The following is an 18,314-nucleotide window of genomic DNA, read 5'->3' as shown; positions in this document are numbered from 1 at the left end:
ATACAGTCAACTAAAAAATTACTTACTTTTGAAGCATGAGTTTTATTAAAACTACCGAACAAGATTCCAACTACAATCATCTTGAAAAGATGTCCATTTCTCAATTGCTAGAAAGCATTAATAATGAAGATAAAACAGTTCCACTTGCAGTTGAAAAGGCGTTACCGCAAATAGAAAAATTAGTAGAGCAAATTGTAAATAAATTAAAAAAAGGTGGTCGCTTATTCTATATTGGTGCTGGGACAAGTGGTAGATTAGGAATATTAGATGCTTCGGAATGCCCGCCTACTTTTGGTGTTCCGTATGAATTAGTAATTGGATTGATTGCAGGCGGAGACTCAGCAATTAGAAAAGCTGTAGAATTTGCAGAAGATTCAACAACGCAAGGATGGAAAGATCTACAAGACTATAAGATTAGCAAAAATGATATTGTATTTGGCATTGCAGCATCTGGAACAACACCTTATGTAATTTCGGCATTAGAAGCTTGTAATCAAAATGGAATCATTACTGGTTGTATTACCTGCAATCATAATAGCCCATTATCTCAAACAGCACAATTTCCAATAGAAGTTATTGTTGGACCAGAATTTGTTACTGGCAGCTCCAGAATGAAAGCCGGTACAGCTCAAAAATTGGTTCTTAATATGATTACAACTGCGACAATGATTCAACTTGGTCATGTAAAGGGCAACAAAATGGTAGACATGCAGCTTAGTAATAATAAATTAGTAAATAGAGGAACTAAGATGATAATGGCAGAACTAAATGTGTCTCAACTGGAGGCCCAAGATTTATTAAACAAATATGGAAGTGTTCGCTTAGCTGTTGAAAATTATACTAATGAAAACAAATAGAACAAACAAGGAAATCTTAGTGAAGGGAATTCAATTCATGGGTGGCTCTCTATCTTTAATGTTTTTAGGTCCTACACTTATTTATATTTCGCAAACAAAATTAAACTCCCCTATTGATACTATTGTATTAATTTTAGCAATAATAATCTGCTGCTTAGCAATATTTTTAGCTTTTAAAGGAATTAATACTATACTGGATAGTATGTTTAAAAAGAATGAACAAAAATCAACTGACTGATACCTTCTTAGGCGTGGTTGGATTATAGCCAAAATCGGAATCATTAAAACTAATTCCTAATCGTTCAAAAATATAATTAATTATAGCGTAATGATGAATGGTATGGCTATTAGCTTGAGCTAATAAAGCCCCATAAGTATAGGAGATTTCGATTTTACCTAACCCTAAATCATCCCAAACTGAAAGCTCCTGATTAATATTAATACTTATTGTATTTAATTTGAAGATAATTTCTTCTAAATAATTCTTCGCACAATTACATTTGCATTCTACATCACTATTTCTGCTTCTTGCTGTTAAATCAATTTTATTTTCTGCTGTAACATTAAAAATACAATCATAAAAATCTAAAATATGCCTTATATGAGTCCCTATACTTGAGTAATAAGGAGGTACAGAAGCATCGCATAGCTGCTCATCTGTTAAGTTCATTAATAAATTTTCAGCCTTTTGAAGCGTTTTAAGTGTAGATTGGATAATAATATTCATGGAATTAAATATAATAAATAATTTAAATCAACGACACATTAGTCTTAAATCTTATTAACCCTTACATCATCATTTTAAATTTAAATCTTATTTTAAGTTTATTAACTTTACATTTATCTATTAACCAACTTATTAGGCGTGAAAATAATTAGTTTTTTATTATTCGGCGTTCTAGCGCTTCCGCTCTTTGGCCAAAAAGATTCAAATATTGAATCTCAATTAACGCCACCACAAAAACAAATAGCTTTTCATAATCTTAGTGTTGATCAAGGTCTATCTCAAAATAGTGTTGTCAGTATCGCTCAAGATAGTATTGGTTATCTATGGTTTGCTACTCAGGATGGATTAAATAAGTACGATGGAAAATCTTTTAAATATTATAACAAACAATTTGAGGACGTTACGAAACTGACCTACAGTAAATTGGGTAAGATTTATATTGACAAAACAAATACCATGTGGTTAGTTGCAAATTCTGGAAAACTAGAGAAATATAATTCAATAACCGACAATTTTTCACACGTAAAAAGTATCCCTAATGTAAGTACATTATATCAAGACCATAATTTTAATCATTATGTTGGCACATATAATCACGGATTATTTTTAATCAATTCTAAAACAAATGATACCACTCAATTACTAAATAAAGAAGACCGAACTCAAACCATAAATAATTTTCTAGAACTTGAAGATGAAATAATGGTATCTGGATCCAATATGCTTTTAAAGGTTTCTAAAACTGATTTCAGCTATAAAAAAATTGTTTCAGATAGAGAAACCAATATAAACTATAGCACGCTCACAAAGTTATCAAATGATACAATTGCGATAGGGACATACAGTTATGGCTTATTTGTAATGAATAACAAAGACAACACTTTTTTTAAATTTACGGGCTTCAAAGACAACCCCCTTCCCGATAATTTGAACATTGAAGCAACACTTCTTGATAAATATAATCGCTTATGGATAGCGACCTACGGTAGAGGTGTATATGTTGTTAACTTTAAAGATAAAATCATTGAAAATTTTATGGTACAAGGCCATAATCCTTATGCGCTTCATTACAATGACAACTTATCCCTTTTTGAAGATTTCACCGGAAATATCTGGGTGGGATCAGATGGTGGTGGATTAAGTTATTACGACGAAAATCTTTTAAAATTTAATGTCCTTACCAACGACCAATTACCTCGAAATGCTTATGTAGATGTTGCTAGAGCCATTAGTGTAAACCCAATGAATAATACTATTTGGGTAGGAACATCAGGTAAAGGCCTAACTAGAATAGACTATCAAAATAAAATCTTTAATACTCTAAACACAGAAAATTCCAATTTAAAGTCCAATAGGATTATGAGTCTTAAACACATTAATAATGAACTTTGGATTGGTTATCAAGATAAAGGCTTGGATATTTTAAATAAGAATGAAAAGCGTATACCTATAAATACAAAGGCAGAAGAAGAATTAATTTCCACACCAATATGGAGTATTTGTAAGGATTTTTCCAATAATATTTGGCTGGGAACAGGTGGTAAAGGGCTTTTAAGATTCAATAAAACAAAAGGAATAACTAATAGGTTCCTTCATGACACTTATGACAATTCAACGATTACTAGTAATAATATAAGATCTATTACCGAAGGTAAAAACGGAATTCTCTGGATTGGAACTGAAGATAAAGGATTATGTGTTCTCAATACTGAAACTGAAAAAGTCAACAGAATTCTCAACATACCAGACAAAATCAAATCACTTTATTACAATGCTGAAACAGATATTCTGTGGATTGGCACCAATGGAAATGGGCTAAAAAAGTTTAATACCAATACGCTTGAGGTTAAAGTCTATTCAACCGAAGATGGTTTACCTAACAATGTAATCTATGGAATAATACCAGATGGAAACGATAATTTATGGCTAAGCTCCAATAGGGGTATAACCATGTTTCAAGAAACAAATTCTGAGCCACATTTGGTAAATTACGATCAATATGATGGATTACAAGCTTTTGAGTTTAATACTGGAGCTTACTTTAAGGATCATAACAATATTATTTATTTTGGTGGACTTGATGGCATAAATTGGTTTAAACCAGAGCAATTAACCTTAAATCAGGAAAAACCTCGAACTGTTATCAATGAATTGCAATTATTCAACAGTTCAATTCCGTTAGAAGAAGGAAAAGTTTTTAATCATAACGAAAACACAATAAGCATTAGTTTTTCTGGGCTACATTTTTCTCAACCTGGTCTTAATAATTATAAATATCAACTTGTAAACCACGATAATAATTGGGTTGAATCAGGTAATAACAATACCGCTAATTACAGTAATTTAAGCCCCGGTGAGTATACATTTAGAGTTATATCTAGCAACTATGATGGTGTTTGGAATGAAACTCCGGCAGAACTTTCATTCAATATAAAAAAAGCATGGTATAACACTGGAATAGCAAGAATAATCTATGTGGTTTTAGTTATTCTTACTGTATTTTTCGTTTACAGATACTTCAAATGGCGATGGTACATCAATACAAAACTAAAATTGGAGCATGCCGAAACAGAACGACTTAAAAGTTTGGACGAATTCAAATCGAAACTATTCACAAATATCTCCCATGAGTTTAGAACACCGCTTACGTTAATTTTAGGTCCTGCAGAGCGTCAGTTAGCCGAAGAAAAACTAACGAATGAAAATAAGGAAGATTTAAACTTAATAAGCCAAAATGCGAAACGCCTACTCAATTTAGTGGACCAATTAATCGATTTGAGTAAATTAGAAACAGGTCATTTAAAATTACAAATAGAAAAAGGGAATTTATCTAATCTAATCCACCAGTTAATTAGTGCTTTTAAATATCAAATAAAAGAAAAGGAATTAAAGTTAAAAGTGAAGATAGATAATATTGACAGCGTCTGGTACGATAGAGATATTATTGAAAAAATAGTAGTCAACCTACTCGCCAATGCTGTAAAATATACGCCTAAAAAAGGGTTTATAAATTTTAATGCGATGTTGCAAGATAACCATGTTGTTGTAACTATTGTTAACAATGGAAATACCATCAAATCAGAAGAAATTAATAACTTGTTTACCCGATTTTACCAAGTAAACTCCAATGCAGATGGTGTAGGCATTGGTTTAGCTTTGGTAAAGGAACTCGTTACTTTAACCAATGGAAGTCTAATTGCAAATACCATTAACGACGATGAACTTCAATTTACTGTTACCCTTCCAATTTCTAAAGAAGCATTTAAAGAACAAGAAATCATTGAACAACCACAAATTGTAACCAAAGAAACTTACACCAATGACACATCACATATTGAAGAAGAGGAAGACATAAATCTAAATTCGGATAAACCTATAGTTCTTGTAGTAGAGGACAACCTACAATTGCGTCAATACATTAAATCAATTCTAAAAGAGAAATACAAAGTACTGTTAGCTATAAATGGCAAAAAAGGTCTAAAAAAAGCTTTAAATAAAATTCCAGACCTCATTATTAGCGATATTATGATGCCCGAAATGGATGGTATAGAGTTGTGTAATACGCTCAAGAATAATACCCTTACAAGTCATATTCCAGTCATATTATTAACTGCTAAAACAGGTGAAAGTAATGAATTGAAAGGCTTGGAAGTAGGTGCGGATGACTTTATATCTAAACCATTTAACTCAAAAATATTAGTAAAGCGGGTTGAAAATTTAATCAATTTTAGTAAGTCCCTTCAAAAGCGATATACACAGCATAGTAGTTTAAAACCAAAAGACATTGCAGTTACCAATGTAGATGAAGTTTTTCTGGCAGAGGTTGAAACTATATTTAATAAACATTTATCCGAACCAGATTTCAATTCACAAAATTTTAGTGAGCTAATGGGCATGAGCAGGATGCAGCTGCATCGAAAACTAATGGCATTAACAGGACTATCCACATCTCAATTTATACGATCTCAACGATTAAAAATGTCAATAAACTTACTTCAGGAATCCGATTTAACAGTTTCAGAAGTTGCTTATCAAGTTGGATTTAATACTGTTTCCTACTTTATTAAGTGTTTTAAAGAAGCATATAACAATACGCCCAACGCTTATATAACAAAGGATTAACCGTTTTGTTACATATCTTCTATCATTTGTTACATATCTGATATCCGTTTAGATATTCTCCGCATACTTTTACATCACAATCAATTCTTAATTCCATTGAAAAATGACACATGAAAATGTTTTAGAAAAAGAAAATGGTAAAAAGAATATAATTTATCTAAGCATAGACCACCTTAAAAAAGGCACCTATAATCTTAGAATAACCCAAAAAAACAAAGTTGTAAAGTCTATCTTTTTCGATAAAGAAAAACTATAAAGATGCTATTAATCGGGAGAAAAATGGGAATAATGAAATTTAACTAAAGTAGTTATTCCCTTTTTTATTTAATTATTAGCAAACAGCCTCTCCAAGTCAATAAATAGCCCTTAACAAACTTTTTTGTTTCACTTATTAATAAACAAGATCATGAATTTTAAGTTTCTATTAATTATAGTATTCCTTTTTAGCTATAATCTATCTCAAGCACAATTACTGAAAAAATTAAAAAAACGAGCAGAAAATGCAGTAGAACGAAAACTAGAAGAAAAAGTTGAGAAAGAAACTTCCAGAACAATGGATTCTGTACTTAATCAGAGTAAACAAACAAAGAAATCAGAATCGCCAGATTCCTCAGAATCTGAAAGTGACCAGCCTAATAAAAAGGTATTGGTAAGAGGCGGTAATGAAAACAATACATCTTCAAATGATGAAGGTCCAAATCAACCAACCAAAATATCAAATGTAAACCACCAACCTTGGGCAAAATATAACTTTGTTCCTGGAGACCATATCATTTTTGAAGATGACTTAAGGGTTGAAGAAAGTGGTGAATTTCCATCCCGTTGGGATTTATTCCAAGGAACTGCCGAAAACGCTTCTTTAGGTTCTGAAAACATTATCAATTTTGAAAACAGAGCCATTATTACACCTCTAATGGATAAAGACGATTATTTACCGGAAGCTTTTACCATAGAATTTGACGCCTACTTTGAAGATGTACCAGGTACATGGCAAAGTTACAGACTTAGGTTTTGGGAAGGCCATAGTTATTTAAGTCTAGGAAGAGAAGAAAATTATCATCCTTTACATATTCAAAACAACGGGGCAAAATTTCAGATTCGTGCCAAAGGAAAAGACAGAAAATATAATGGCGAGGGAGAACAGTTTAAAGAAAATATACCTGGGTGGCGTCATGTCGCCATTGCATTTAACAAACGTACTTTAAAAGTATTTTTAGATCAGCATAGAGTCCTTAATATTCCAAATCTTAACCTCAAGCCAGAAATTATAAGTGTTGAAGGCTACTCATATAGAGACGGCATAAGAGCCATTAAAAATATTCGTATTGCCGAAGGTGGAAAAAAACTGTATGACCGTGTGATGTCTGAAGGAAAATTTGTAACACGAGGTATCCTTTTTGATGTTAATAAAGCCTCCATTAAAAAAGAGTCCATGGGAGTTCTTAATCAAGTAGCTAAAATGATGCAACAATATCAAGACCTTAATTTTAGAATAGAAGGGCATACCGATAGTGATGGCGCTAATGATTACAATCTACAACTCTCACAAAAACGAGCTGATGCTGTTAAAGCTGCTTTAACAAATTTAGGAATCAACGCTTCCAGAATGCAAACCAAAGGTATGGGCGAAACCATTCCCGTATCAGAGAATAACACACCCGAAGGTAAAGCAAATAATCGGCGTGTAGAATTTATTAAATTTTAAACCCACTAGAAAATGAAATCTGTACTATCAATTTTTTTATCATTTCTTTGCCTGTATTTGCAAGCTCAAACATATTTTTCAGATCCTCCATCAGGGAAGCAAGGTGACTTCCCCCCTAATTGGGACTTAGTTAGAGGGAGCGCCGAAATTGCTTCACTAAATGGCGAGTCCATTATTTATTTATCCAATAAGGCCATTATTTCACCGAAAATTGAAGGCAATAATTATCTAAGCAATTCATTTACTCTAGAATTTGATGCATTTTATGATGAGTTAAGTAAAATAGCAATACACCAATACTATGAAGTTCGTTTTTGGGAAGGAGATAGCTATTACGTACCAAATAAAAGCAGTAACTTTTTTAACCCCTTATACCTGTATTGTCATGGAGGTAAAATAGATGGTAGATTTAATGGACCCAAAGTAAAGTTCGATGGTTATAAGCCATCAATGAATACTGCAAAAAATGAATGGAGGCATATTATTATTTCTTACAACAATGGTGCTTTCAAATTAAGTATAGATGGTTTTCAAGCTATTAATATTCCAAATCTCCCGTTTACTCCAAAAATGCTTTCTATTGGAGCGTTCTCTCATGAATATGGTGATTTTATTCGTGCTATAAAAAATATAAATATTAAAGGGATAAAGAATAACTCCAATAATAATGATGATGTTAATGGAACAAGAATAGTACTTGTAATTGATAATAACACAAAACAAGTCAGAAATATAGAGTTATTCGAATCGATGCAAGATCCAGAACTAGTAAATAAAAAATATCCTAATAGCTCATTATATCTAGGTATGCTCTATGGTAACTATGTTATCCAACCATTTCAAAATACTGCGCTTTCTTTTAACACAATAAATAAATATATCCCAGGTGACCAATTTATACCAGGGGATCAGTTCATTCCGGGAGACCAATTCATACCAGGTGATCAGTTTATTCCTGGTGATCAATTCATTCCGGGCGACCAGTTTATCCCAGGAGATCAGTTTATTCCTGGAGATCAGTTTATTCCAGGTGATCAGTTCATTCCAGGCGACCAATTCATACCAGGTGATCAGTTTATTCCTGGTGATCAGTTTAATCTTAAATCCATAAACACAAAAATAATTGCAACTAAAGATGGTAAAGTCCTCTTAAGGACAATTAAAAATTAATTACATGAAACTCTTAATAAACATCACAAAAAAGACGGGTCTGGTTATACTAGCATCTCTCTTAATAAGTAGTGTATCTACTCCAGAAAAAGAGGTACATAAAATCATCAAAATTTTAAAATCTGGTAAAACACAAAAAATAGAAAAATACTATTTAGAAAAGTCGGAGTTTATAGATATGGTAAATCATATGGACCCTAAACCTTCGCAAGAACAAATCGATGGATTATTAGAAGGTTATGAAGCAAGTAAAGAAAACTATTTAAAAGGGTTTGAAGACACAGCAATAGAAAACTGGAGCAATATAGAAATAGATCGTATGGAATACGATTATAAAATAGGAAAGCCAGGACAAGACGAGGAAATTCAATGGCCAAAATCTAAAGACTATCAAGCAGTTTACAAAAATACCGAAATGACAAAGGTTAAATTCTTCATCTTCCTTAAAGACAAAGACGAAAAATATATGATGCGTATGGAAATGATGAATTATAAAGGTAAATGGAAACTATCTCATATGCTAAAGCCATTGTATGTCCAAAAAATAGATAAAGAATAGAATATGAAACATCGATAACTAAAACTTGATACTCAAGGAAATGATTAAAAGGATGTCGCATGTGACCTATAAAAAACAATAGACATTACGCATGAAAACTAAACTTAAATTAACAGTTCTTATTTTATTGATTGCATCAAACTTTTCAAATGCGCAAACGCCTGAACAGCAAAAGCAGATTGAAGAGGCTATGCGCATGCAAGACAGCATCATGAACTTACCACAGTATAAAGACATGATGCAACAAATGCAACAAATGCAACAAATGAAAGATATGCAGGACATACAAGAGGCTCAAAAAAATAAGCAGAAACCGAAAACCGTACAAAAAAAATCAGTTCAAAAGAAACCTAGTAATAACGATTGGTATTGGGAAAATACCATAGCCAGTACTAATAATAAATTTAAAAATTGGACTGCTGGAACTGCAGATATTGTAATTGCATATAAAGGCCCGGGATTAACCGTTTTTAAAATTGGTACCATCAATGAAGATGGAAATGTTGTATTTAATTTACCCGATAATTTTAAAACCCAAATTTCTTTAGAGCAGCAAATAGGACCTCAAGGGATGTTTTTTGATATTAATGATAATGCATTGGTAAACTATACAAATAAAGATACTGGATTTATAACAAATACTAGTTTATTGGTTATGAGAGCCGATAAACAAATAGGAACTTTGACTATTGGTAATTCAGTAAGTGTTACTAAAAATCTAACAACTCAAAGTGGCGTTGACTCTGGTGACGAAGGCTATATATTGTATTGGGCCTACTCCAATGAAAATTGTGGACTAACCCTAGACCAAAACTGGAAAGGAAAAGTGCGAAAGGATGGCACAAATGAAAAGGAGGTTGAAACCAACGTGAATTACAATCTTAATTTTAAACCGGGTTGGAATCTTATAAAAACCGAGGTCTTAGGTAAGTATCCATTAGAACACGAACGAGGTCTTGACGTCTCTTGGTTTAAAAGGCATACACATGAAGTTATACCAACATTACCTACAGATGCTATTCATTATTATAGAGCAAAAGCCGAATATTAAGATTGAATAGTTTAAAGAATAACTGTGTAGAATTTGTAAAAACTAAAATTTAAGTAAATGAAAACAAAAGTAATTTTAGCAGGCATATTCGTTTTATTCTCAAGTTTTCATATGGAAGCTCAACTTCTAGAAAAACTAAAACAACGTGCGAAAGAAAAAGGACTCGAAACCAGAGAAGTATCCTTTGATAGTTCTGCTAATGAAGCAAATAGAAATTCATCAAGCGAAGTAGAGGAATTAGTTCTTAATGCGGCTAACGAATTCTTTAACAAAGACGTTGTATTAAAATTAATCGATGACAAAGGAAAGCTAATACAAACGTTATTTTTTGATAAAGAGGTGATTGCCATGCGTACCGAACAAAGCAATATTCCTAATCCAATATACCACGACAGTAAAGGTAATTTTTACGCTTATAATAAGGACGAAGGCTATTATGAAAAAGCATCTCTTCTGCCCCCAAGCTTAATGGGGTTTATGATGGCTGGTATGATTCCTCAGGCATACAATCTACCCCCAGAACCTTATTTAGAAGCATTTCAAGCATTAACAGACATCGATTCTGGTCTTAACTTTATGGTATTAGAAATGACTTTTATTTATAAACCTGAACATTTTGAAGATGACGACAATTATACCCTCCAAAATATCACCTTTCCAGATGTCTGCAAACGCTTTAATTATAACGATCCCGAATACGAAGGAAGTTATATTCAGTTTGATGACCAAGGAAGATTGGTTGAGCTAAATATAAAAACAACAAAAACATTCGGCAAAGAACAACAAAATTCGAACACGCCAAAAACAAAAGAACCTACTTCAGGACAATATGTTTTTACTTATCAAGATTGTAATGTAACACTTCCAGAGGCTGTTGAACGATCCATGGTACCTGGCCCATTAGGCAAACTCATCCCACTAGAAAAAGGATTAGAACCTTGGAAACACAATAAAAAAGACAAACAAAAAAATTAAAACTCAATCATTATGAAAACCAAGACTATACTATTAATCGCATTATGTTTCAGTATTTGCATAGCCGCCAAAGCTCAAGATCCTAGTCAAAAACTATTACAAGGCCTCATGGGTAAGGGTAAACCAGATAAATCAAAACTACCAGACGCATATATTTTTGACTGGGAATTTAAAACCGAAATTAAGGCAGCAAAAAATGAAACGATTACGATGGACTATCTCATCAATTCCAATAGTAAAGATTATTTTGGTATGAATATGTCTTCAAAAGAATTAAAAGGCCAAGGCACCATGTCTATAATTATGGACGCCAAGCAAAAAACGATGGCGATGTTTATGTCTATGAGTGGCCAAAAAATGTTGCAGTTGTCTAAAATACCTGAACCAAAATCTGGTGAAAAAGAGCCTAAGTACAGCTACAAAGAAATTGGCACCAAAACCATATTAGGTTATGAATGCTATGGGATGGAGATTGAAGACGCAGATTACATTGCTAACATATATTTTACTCTGGATGCTCCCGTAAATTTTAGTGCCTTTTTTGCTTTTTCAAACAATAAAAATAGCCCAAAAGGGTTTGACCCCGCTTTACTCCAAGTGCTTGAAGAAGATGCATTGCTTATGGAAATGACTGCTACTCATAAGAAAAAAAGTAAACAAAATTTCACAATGACAGCTTTAAGTCTCGAAAAAAAAGAAACAAAAATTAATACCAAAGAATATAGAACCATGGGGTTTTAATAAAACCTAATGAATAAAATTATGTAATCCAATAATAATACTAACCAACTATTTTAAATATTATGAAAACTAATGCTACCTTATTATTACTCATTCTCATATTGACACTCTCCTGTAAGACAGATAAAAAAAGTAATGCTGTAATAGAAGATGTTCCTGTTACTGAAACCCCAAAAGCGAAATCTAATATTATTGAGATTGTCACTAATGTGATGGATTTTCAAACTGTTGATACCGTACCATCTGGCTGGAACACCTTTAAATACATAAATAAATCGACAGAGCCACATTTTGTGTTATTCGATGATTACCCTGAAGGTAAAGGTGAAGAAGACGCAAAGAATATAGTGGCACCTGTGTTTGAAAAAGGGATGCAACTAATTATTCAAGGTAACATGGATGAAGCTATGGCCGCATTTGGTGAACTTCCTGAATGGTTTGGTCAAATTGTTTTTGTAGGTGGGTCAGGATTAATTTCTCCAAGTCAAGAAAACACTTTTACATTAAAACTTAAACCTGGAAATCATGTCATTGAATGTTATGTAAAAATGGAGAACGGGATGTTTCATACCTCCATGGGAATGGCAAAAAATATTTGGGTTACAGAAGCAGATAGCGGAAATTCTGCACCTAAAGCAGATATAAATATTTCAATTTCGAGTACCGATGGCATTCAATATCAAGAGGAATTAACCAAAGGAACGCATACGATTGCAGTGCATTATAAAGATCAAATAGTACACGAGCACTTCGTTGGTCATGATGTTAATTTAGTAAAACTAAATAGTAATGCTAATCTAGATGAATTAGAAGCTTGGATGAATTGGTCGCTGCCTAAAGGCTTATCCAACCCCGCTCCAAAAGGTGTCACATTTTTGGGTGGAACAAATGATGCACCAGCCGGTACTACCCAGTATTTCAAAGCAAACTTAACTCCTGGTAATTATGCCTTTATTGCAGAAGTACCAAACTCTAAAGAAAAAGGTATGCTCAAGACCTTTACAATAGCAAATTAGCTTAAAATTCATCGTGTTACATATGTTCTATCATTTGTTACATATGCAGCATACTTTAGCTTAAAGATTCTCTAATTTCGAATCTCTCCCTTATTAATGACTTGTTAATAGCACCGCTTTTTTCAAAAGCAACCCTCTATCTTATTGTACCGTATTTTCAAAAGTTACCATGAACTATAATTTATGGCTAACACTTAATTAATATTAACAACAAAAATAATAAATTATGAAACCAATCAATTTACTTTCAAAAACCCAAAAAAGTGTATCTTTTTTATGCACAATGTTCATGCTACTAGTAGCACAATCAGGATTTTCTCAAACCGTACATACCGTAGATAACCGCCCAGAGTCTGGTGCGATGTTCACCACTGTTTCAGCGGCAATTGCAGCGGCGGTAGCTGGAGATATTATTCACATTCACCCATCTCCAACAAGCTATGGGAATGTTACAATAAATAAAACACTAACCTTAATTGGCTTAGGACATAATCCTGCTAATGAAGATGGCTTAAGAGCCTCAATAACTAATCTTACTATTAATGGTGTCTGTCCAAACTCAGTAATAAAAGGATTAAATATTGGGACTATTAATGGGAATACAGGAACAAATCATGATGGCATCCAAATCATTAACAACCGATTAACTAGCTATGTTGGAGGCTCTCAGGTTGTTGGTCGTGCCGATGACTGGGTTATTGAAGGTAATTATATGACCTCTACTGCCGTCGCTTTTTATGGATACGCTGGAGATAACTGGAGAATAAGTAACAATTGGATGAGAGGATCATTTTCTTCTTTGAAAAATACTACAGTAATTATTAATAATGTTATTGTAAATAGCTCGAGTGGAACACCTAACATTTTTGCTAGTTGTAATTCTCCTGTTGTGGCCAATAACATTTTTTTATTTACAGGTACTGCCAATGGAGTTGGCTTATCTAGCTCAACAGTGAATTTTAACAAATGTCTAACCTATAGTTATGCGGGAACAACACTAACGGTATTAGGAGGAGGTGTAAATTTCGATAATACCGATCCCGTATTTACAAACGTACCAACTAGTTCAGTTACCGATTTTTACAATAACGATTTTAGTCTTGCTGCTGGATCTACAGTTATAGGTCAAGGAACTGATAATACCGATTTAGGTATTTTTGGACGCTCTTTTAGTTTCGACATTAATGGTCGTCCAGATTTAAGCCCATACCCAACGTCTATTTTTATTACAAATAACGTCATAGCTCCAGGACAAGATTTAAACGTGGAGTTTAAAGCATCTATAAAACAATAATGATGAAAAAAATACTATATATATTTTGTATATGTATACTGTATTCATCAATAAGTTGGGGGCAAATTACAGAGGCTGAATATTTTGTAGATAGTGATCCGGGAGTAGGTGGTGCTACAGCACTAAGCATTACCTCAGGAAACACCATTGATGAAACATTTAGCATTTCTACTGCTGGAATTCCCGACGGTTTACACGTATTACATATAAGAGTTAAAGAGGGTGGTGTATGGAGTTTGTTTTACAGACAGCACTTCTATGTACTTGCCAATGGATCAGCAGCACCAGCTGCTAAGCCTATTGCAGCTGCCGAATATTTTGTGGATTCAGATCCAGGAGTGGGAAGTGGAACACCGTTAACAACTTCAGGAAATACCATAGATGAAACATTTACAATTCCTTCAACAGGAATTGCCGATGGCTTACACGTATTACACATAAGGGTAAAAGATGAAGATGACAATTGGAGTTTATTTTATCGCCAGCATTTCTTTGTACTTGCCAATGGATCAGCAGGACCACCTGCTAAACCTATTGCAGCTGCCGAATATTTTGTGGATTCAGATCCAGGAGTGGGAAGTGGAACACCGTTAACAACTTCAGGAAATACCATAGATGAAACATTTACAATTCCTTCAACAGGAATTGCCGATGGCTTACACGTATTACACATAAGGGTAAAAGATGAAGATAACAATTGGAGTTTATTTTATCGTCAGCATTTCTTTGTACTTGCCAATGGATCAGCAGGACCACCTGCTAAACCTATTGTAGCTGCCGAATATTTCATTGGAGAAGACCCAAGAGGAGCTACTCTAGATCCAGGAGTTGGTAATGGAACACCACTAGCCGTAACTTCAAATTTTGATATAGATGAAACTTTTAATATCACTATTCCAGCAAATATGGCAGAAGGAAATTATACCATGCACATTAGAGTTAAAGATGATGATGGAACATGGAGCTTATTCTATAAAGGTGCTTTTCAAGTTGGAGCTGCAGATACCGATAATGACGGCATTCTAGACGTAGACGATAACTGTATAGATGTGGCCAATGCAGATCAGGCCGATACTGATACAGACACCGTTGGTGACGTTTGTGATAACTGTCCAGACGATGCTAATACAGATCAGGCAGATATGGATGCTGATACTGTAGGTGATATTTGTGATACCTGTCCTGGTTTTGATGATACAGTTGATGGAGATTCTGATGGATTCCCTGAAGGTTGTGATTGTGATGATACTAATGCCAGCATAAATGATGATGCTACCGATATTCCTGATAATGGCATTGATGAAAACTGTGATACTTTCGATTTAAAAACTTGGTATCAAGATAGCGATAGTGATACCTTTGGTAATCCAAGCGTTAGCACAACTGCAAATACGCAACCAACTGGATATGTATCTGATAATACTGATTGTGATGACACCAATGGAAGCATAAATCCAGGAGCATCAGAAATCGCAGATAATGGGATTGATGAAGATTGTGATGGTGCCGATGCACTCACATGGTATCAAGATTCAGATAATGATACATACGGAAATTCTAGTGCCAGTGCAGTAGCTAATACACAACCAACAGGTTATGTAGCCGACAATACAGATTGTGATGACACTAATGGAAGTATTAATCCTGGAGCAACAGAAATACCTGGAAACAGTATAGATGAAGACTGTGACGGTTCAGATGCTTTATTATGGTATCAAGATTCTGATAGCGATGGTTTTGGTAACCCAAATATAAGTCAGGAATCAAATACACAACCTACGGGTTATGTTAGTAACAATACTGATTGTAATGATAATGAAGGAAATGCTTATCCAGGAAATACAGAAGTCTGTGATGGTATAGATAACAATTGTGATGGTCAAATAGATGAGGGTGTATTATCTACATTCTATGCAGATACAGATGGTGATGGATTTGGAGATGCTAATGATTCTACACAAGCATGTTCTGCTCCTAGTGGCTATGTTTCAGACAATACAGACTGTGATGATGCACAAGCTGCTTCTTATCCCGGCAATACCGAAATATGTGATGGCATAGACAACGATTGTGATGGTCAAGTAGACGAAGGTGTACTTTCAACATTCTATGCAGATAGTGACAGTGATGGCTTTGGAGATTCTAACGTAACAACACAAGCATGTTCTGCGCCTAGTGGTTATGTTGCAGATAATACAGACTGTGATGACAATCAAGCTAACAACTTCCCAGGAAACACAGAAGTATGCGATGGTATAGATAACGATTGTGACGGTGAAGTGGATGAAGGGGTTCTTAATACCTTTTATGCAGATTCAGATGGTGATGGTTTTGGTGATGCTAATGATTCCACACAAGCGTGTTCTGCACCTAGTGGTTACGTAGCAGACAATACAGACTGTGATGATACTGAAGCTAGCAATTTTCCTGGAAATACAGAAGTATGTGATGGTATCGATAACGATTGTGATGGAGAAGTCGATGAAGGTGTTCTTAATACCTTCTATGCAGATTCAGATGGTGATGGTTTTGGTGATGCTACTAATGCAATGACATCTTGTAATGCACCATCTGGATATATTACAGATGATAGTGATTGTAACGACTCAGATGACAATGTATATCCTGGAGCTACAGAAATTCCTAACGACGGAATTGACCAAGATTGTAACGGTAGTGATCTCGTTATTGGAGATGCTGATAATGATGGTATTCTAGATGATGTAGACAATTGTATTGATACCCCTAATTCAAATCAGCTAGATACTGATAGTGATGGTATTGGGGATGTTTGTGATGTTAAGGGTATTGTAGTTCCTGAAGGATTCTCTCCTAATGGCGATAATATTAACGACACTTGGGTTATTGAAAATATTACTTCATTCCCAAGAAACAACGTTAAAGTATTTAACCGTTGGGGAAACAAAGTACTTGAAGCCAATAACTATCAAAACAATTGGAATGGTAAATCTACCGAAGGTGGAAGTTCAAGTAAATTACCTGTAGGACCCTATTTGTACATTATTGATTTGAATGAATCTGGAATAAAACCAGTTCAAGGATGGATTTACATTAACTATTAATACAATAAAGATGAAACATATAACAAACAATAGTCTTATAGTGATTGTATTACTAGTAGTAAACTCATTATATGCACAACAAGATCCGGCATTTACACTATATAATTACAATATGAATATTGCAAACCCTGCATATGCTGGTATTGAAGATCTAACGGAGTTAAATATTAATTTTAGAAGTCAATGGGTGAATCTTGAAGGTAGTCCAGAAACTAAAAGTTTAACGTTGAGTACACCTATGAATGACAGAGTTGGTCTAGGATTATCAATTATGAACGATAATATTTTCGTTCTTAATCAAACCGATGTTTATGCCGATTTTTCATATAGAATACCTGTCTCTGATAACACCAATTTTTATATGGGTATTAAAGCCGGTGGGACATTTATTGATATTGATTTAAACAAATTAGGTGTTATGAATGATCCTGTATTTGCTGAAAATGTCAATCAGTTTAATCCTAATATAGGTATAGGTTTTTTATTGAAAAGTGATAAGTACTACATAACCGTTTCTGCTCCTACTTTATTAAAAAGTAAGCGGTATGAAAAAGATGGTTTTGTCGTAACTGATGCTACCGATAAATTACATGCTTATTTTGGGGCTGGTTATATATGGAAACTAGGTGATCAGTTATCTTTAAAACCTTCAGTAATGAGCCGCTATGTCTCTGGAGCGCCTATGTCTATAGATATAAATGCTATGATTGATTTTGAAGCTTTAGAATTAGGGATATCTCATAGGATTGATGAATCGGTAAGTGGTATAGTGTTACTTAAACTATCTGATTGGGCCCATTTTGGATATGCCCACGAAAGCACCACTACCGATGTAAAAGACTATAGTAGAGGTTCGCATGAAGTACTCTTAAGGTTTAGGTTTTAGACCTTTTATTAGTTATTAAAAACAAAAAACCCTTCATATTTCTATGAAGGGTTTCTAAAAAAGGCGACGACCTACTCTTCCACAAATGTAGTACCATCGGCGCTAATGGGCTTAACTTCTCTGTTCGG

General features: G+C 33.9%; 15 protein-coding genes. 14 read left to right on the top strand and 1 reads right to left on the bottom strand.

Annotated features, from left to right (window positions below):
* The first annotated feature begins 35 nt into the window (after nt 1–35).
* Both murQ and AC2D6V_RS07870 read left to right on the top strand, forming a co-directional pair.
* Entirely contained in the window at nt 36–857 is an 822-nt protein-coding gene (murQ, locus tag AC2D6V_RS07875) for an N-acetylmuramic acid 6-phosphate etherase (protein ID WP_484647545.1), read from the top strand.
* Complete coding sequence (locus AC2D6V_RS07870; protein WP_484647544.1) at nt 844–1,095, top strand: DUF6095 family protein; 252 nt, start codon at nt 844–846, stop codon at nt 1,093–1,095. Before murQ ends, AC2D6V_RS07870 begins: the two co-directional genes overlap by 14 nt.
* On the opposite strand, the gene AC2D6V_RS07865 is transcribed toward AC2D6V_RS07870, so the two are convergent.
* The gene (locus tag AC2D6V_RS07865) at nt 1,084–1,584 is read right to left on the bottom strand and encodes a hypothetical protein (protein ID WP_484647543.1); all 501 of its coding nucleotides are present in this window, start codon (nt 1,582–1,584) and stop codon (nt 1,084–1,086) included. The two genes, AC2D6V_RS07870 and AC2D6V_RS07865, sit on opposite strands and share 12 nt — an antisense overlap.
* Before the next feature lie 138 nt (nt 1,585–1,722).
* Here AC2D6V_RS07865 and AC2D6V_RS07860 point away from each other — a divergent pair, with 138 nt between their 5' ends.
* From AC2D6V_RS07860 to AC2D6V_RS07805, 12 genes are all read left to right on the top strand, one after another.
* Nucleotides 1,723–5,706, top strand: a complete 3,984-nt coding sequence (locus AC2D6V_RS07860; RefSeq protein ID WP_484647542.1) for a hybrid sensor histidine kinase/response regulator transcription factor — start codon at nt 1,723–1,725, stop codon at nt 5,704–5,706.
* Nucleotides 5,707–5,809: 103 nt separating this feature from the next.
* Nucleotides 5,810–5,962, top strand: a complete 153-nt coding sequence (locus AC2D6V_RS07855; protein WP_484647541.1) for a hypothetical protein — start codon at nt 5,810–5,812, stop codon at nt 5,960–5,962.
* A 150-nt stretch (nt 5,963–6,112) separates the two neighbouring features.
* On the top strand, nt 6,113–7,411 hold the full coding sequence (locus tag AC2D6V_RS07850) for an OmpA family protein (protein ID WP_484647540.1): 1,299 nt from the start codon (nt 6,113–6,115) through the stop codon (nt 7,409–7,411).
* Nucleotides 7,412–7,423: 12 nt separating this feature from the next.
* Entirely contained in the window at nt 7,424–8,581 is a 1,158-nt protein-coding gene (locus AC2D6V_RS07845) for a hypothetical protein (RefSeq protein WP_484647539.1), read from the top strand.
* Between the two features lie 4 nt (nt 8,582–8,585).
* Nucleotides 8,586–9,140: a hypothetical protein gene (locus AC2D6V_RS07840; protein ID WP_484647538.1), complete on the top strand. Its 555-nt coding sequence runs from the start codon at nt 8,586–8,588 to the stop codon at nt 9,138–9,140.
* Nucleotides 9,141–9,231: 91 nt separating this feature from the next.
* Nucleotides 9,232–10,191, top strand: a complete 960-nt coding sequence (locus AC2D6V_RS07835) for a hypothetical protein (RefSeq protein ID WP_484647537.1) — start codon at nt 9,232–9,234, stop codon at nt 10,189–10,191.
* A 57-nt stretch (nt 10,192–10,248) separates the two neighbouring features.
* A complete protein-coding gene (locus tag AC2D6V_RS07830; RefSeq protein ID WP_484647536.1) occupies nt 10,249–11,166 on the top strand; it encodes a hypothetical protein in 918 nt (305 codons plus the stop codon).
* Nucleotides 11,167–11,178: 12 nt separating this feature from the next.
* On the top strand, nt 11,179–11,907 hold the full coding sequence (locus AC2D6V_RS07825) for a DUF4412 domain-containing protein (RefSeq protein ID WP_484647535.1): 729 nt from the start codon (nt 11,179–11,181) through the stop codon (nt 11,905–11,907).
* 62 nt (nt 11,908–11,969) lie between these two features.
* Nucleotides 11,970–12,923: a hypothetical protein gene (locus AC2D6V_RS07820; protein ID WP_484647534.1), complete on the top strand. Its 954-nt coding sequence runs from the start codon at nt 11,970–11,972 to the stop codon at nt 12,921–12,923.
* A gap of 226 nt (nt 12,924–13,149) precedes the next feature.
* Entirely contained in the window at nt 13,150–14,217 is a 1,068-nt protein-coding gene (locus AC2D6V_RS07815; protein ID WP_484647533.1) for a right-handed parallel beta-helix repeat-containing protein, read from the top strand.
* Nucleotides 14,218–14,219: 2 nt separating this feature from the next.
* Nucleotides 14,220–17,300 carry a T9SS type B sorting domain-containing protein gene (locus AC2D6V_RS07810; RefSeq protein ID WP_484647532.1) on the top strand — a complete coding sequence of 1,027 codons (3,081 nt, stop codon included), beginning with the start codon at nt 14,220–14,222 and terminating at the stop codon, nt 17,298–17,300.
* 10 nt (nt 17,301–17,310) lie between these two features.
* Nucleotides 17,311–18,186, top strand: a complete 876-nt coding sequence (locus AC2D6V_RS07805; protein WP_484647531.1) for a PorP/SprF family type IX secretion system membrane protein — start codon at nt 17,311–17,313, stop codon at nt 18,184–18,186.
* Nucleotides 18,187–18,314: the final 128 nt, after the last annotated feature.

The organism is Algibacter sp. YIN40 (assembly GCF_057219435.1).
Note: the sequence above shows the minus strand (reverse complement) of the source record. Positions and strands in the feature narration are given on the sequence as shown.

Bases quoted from the DNA above. Each gene is read 5' to 3' on its own strand.
- murQ (WP_484647545.1), top strand. From the start codon at position 36: ATGAGTTTTATTAAAACTACCGAACAAGATTCCAACTACAATCATCTT.
- AC2D6V_RS07870 (WP_484647544.1), top strand. From the start codon at position 844: ATGAAAACAAATAGAACAAACAAGGAAATCTTAGTGAAGGGAATTCAA.
- AC2D6V_RS07865 (WP_484647543.1), bottom strand. From the start codon at position 1,584: ATGAATATTATTATCCAATCTACACTTAAAACGCTTCAAAAGGCTGAA.
- AC2D6V_RS07855 (WP_484647541.1), top strand. From the start codon at position 5,810: ATGACACATGAAAATGTTTTAGAAAAAGAAAATGGTAAAAAGAATATA.
- AC2D6V_RS07850 (WP_484647540.1), top strand. From the start codon at position 6,113: ATGAATTTTAAGTTTCTATTAATTATAGTATTCCTTTTTAGCTATAAT.
- AC2D6V_RS07845 (WP_484647539.1), top strand. From the start codon at position 7,424: ATGAAATCTGTACTATCAATTTTTTTATCATTTCTTTGCCTGTATTTG.
- AC2D6V_RS07840 (WP_484647538.1), top strand. From the start codon at position 8,586: ATGAAACTCTTAATAAACATCACAAAAAAGACGGGTCTGGTTATACTA.
- AC2D6V_RS07835 (WP_484647537.1), top strand. From the start codon at position 9,232: ATGAAAACTAAACTTAAATTAACAGTTCTTATTTTATTGATTGCATCA.
- AC2D6V_RS07830 (WP_484647536.1), top strand. From the start codon at position 10,249: ATGAAAACAAAAGTAATTTTAGCAGGCATATTCGTTTTATTCTCAAGT.
- AC2D6V_RS07825 (WP_484647535.1), top strand. From the start codon at position 11,179: ATGAAAACCAAGACTATACTATTAATCGCATTATGTTTCAGTATTTGC.
- AC2D6V_RS07820 (WP_484647534.1), top strand. From the start codon at position 11,970: ATGAAAACTAATGCTACCTTATTATTACTCATTCTCATATTGACACTC.
- AC2D6V_RS07815 (WP_484647533.1), top strand. From the start codon at position 13,150: ATGAAACCAATCAATTTACTTTCAAAAACCCAAAAAAGTGTATCTTTT.
- AC2D6V_RS07810 (WP_484647532.1), top strand. From the start codon at position 14,220: ATGAAAAAAATACTATATATATTTTGTATATGTATACTGTATTCATCA.
- AC2D6V_RS07805 (WP_484647531.1), top strand. From the start codon at position 17,311: ATGAAACATATAACAAACAATAGTCTTATAGTGATTGTATTACTAGTA.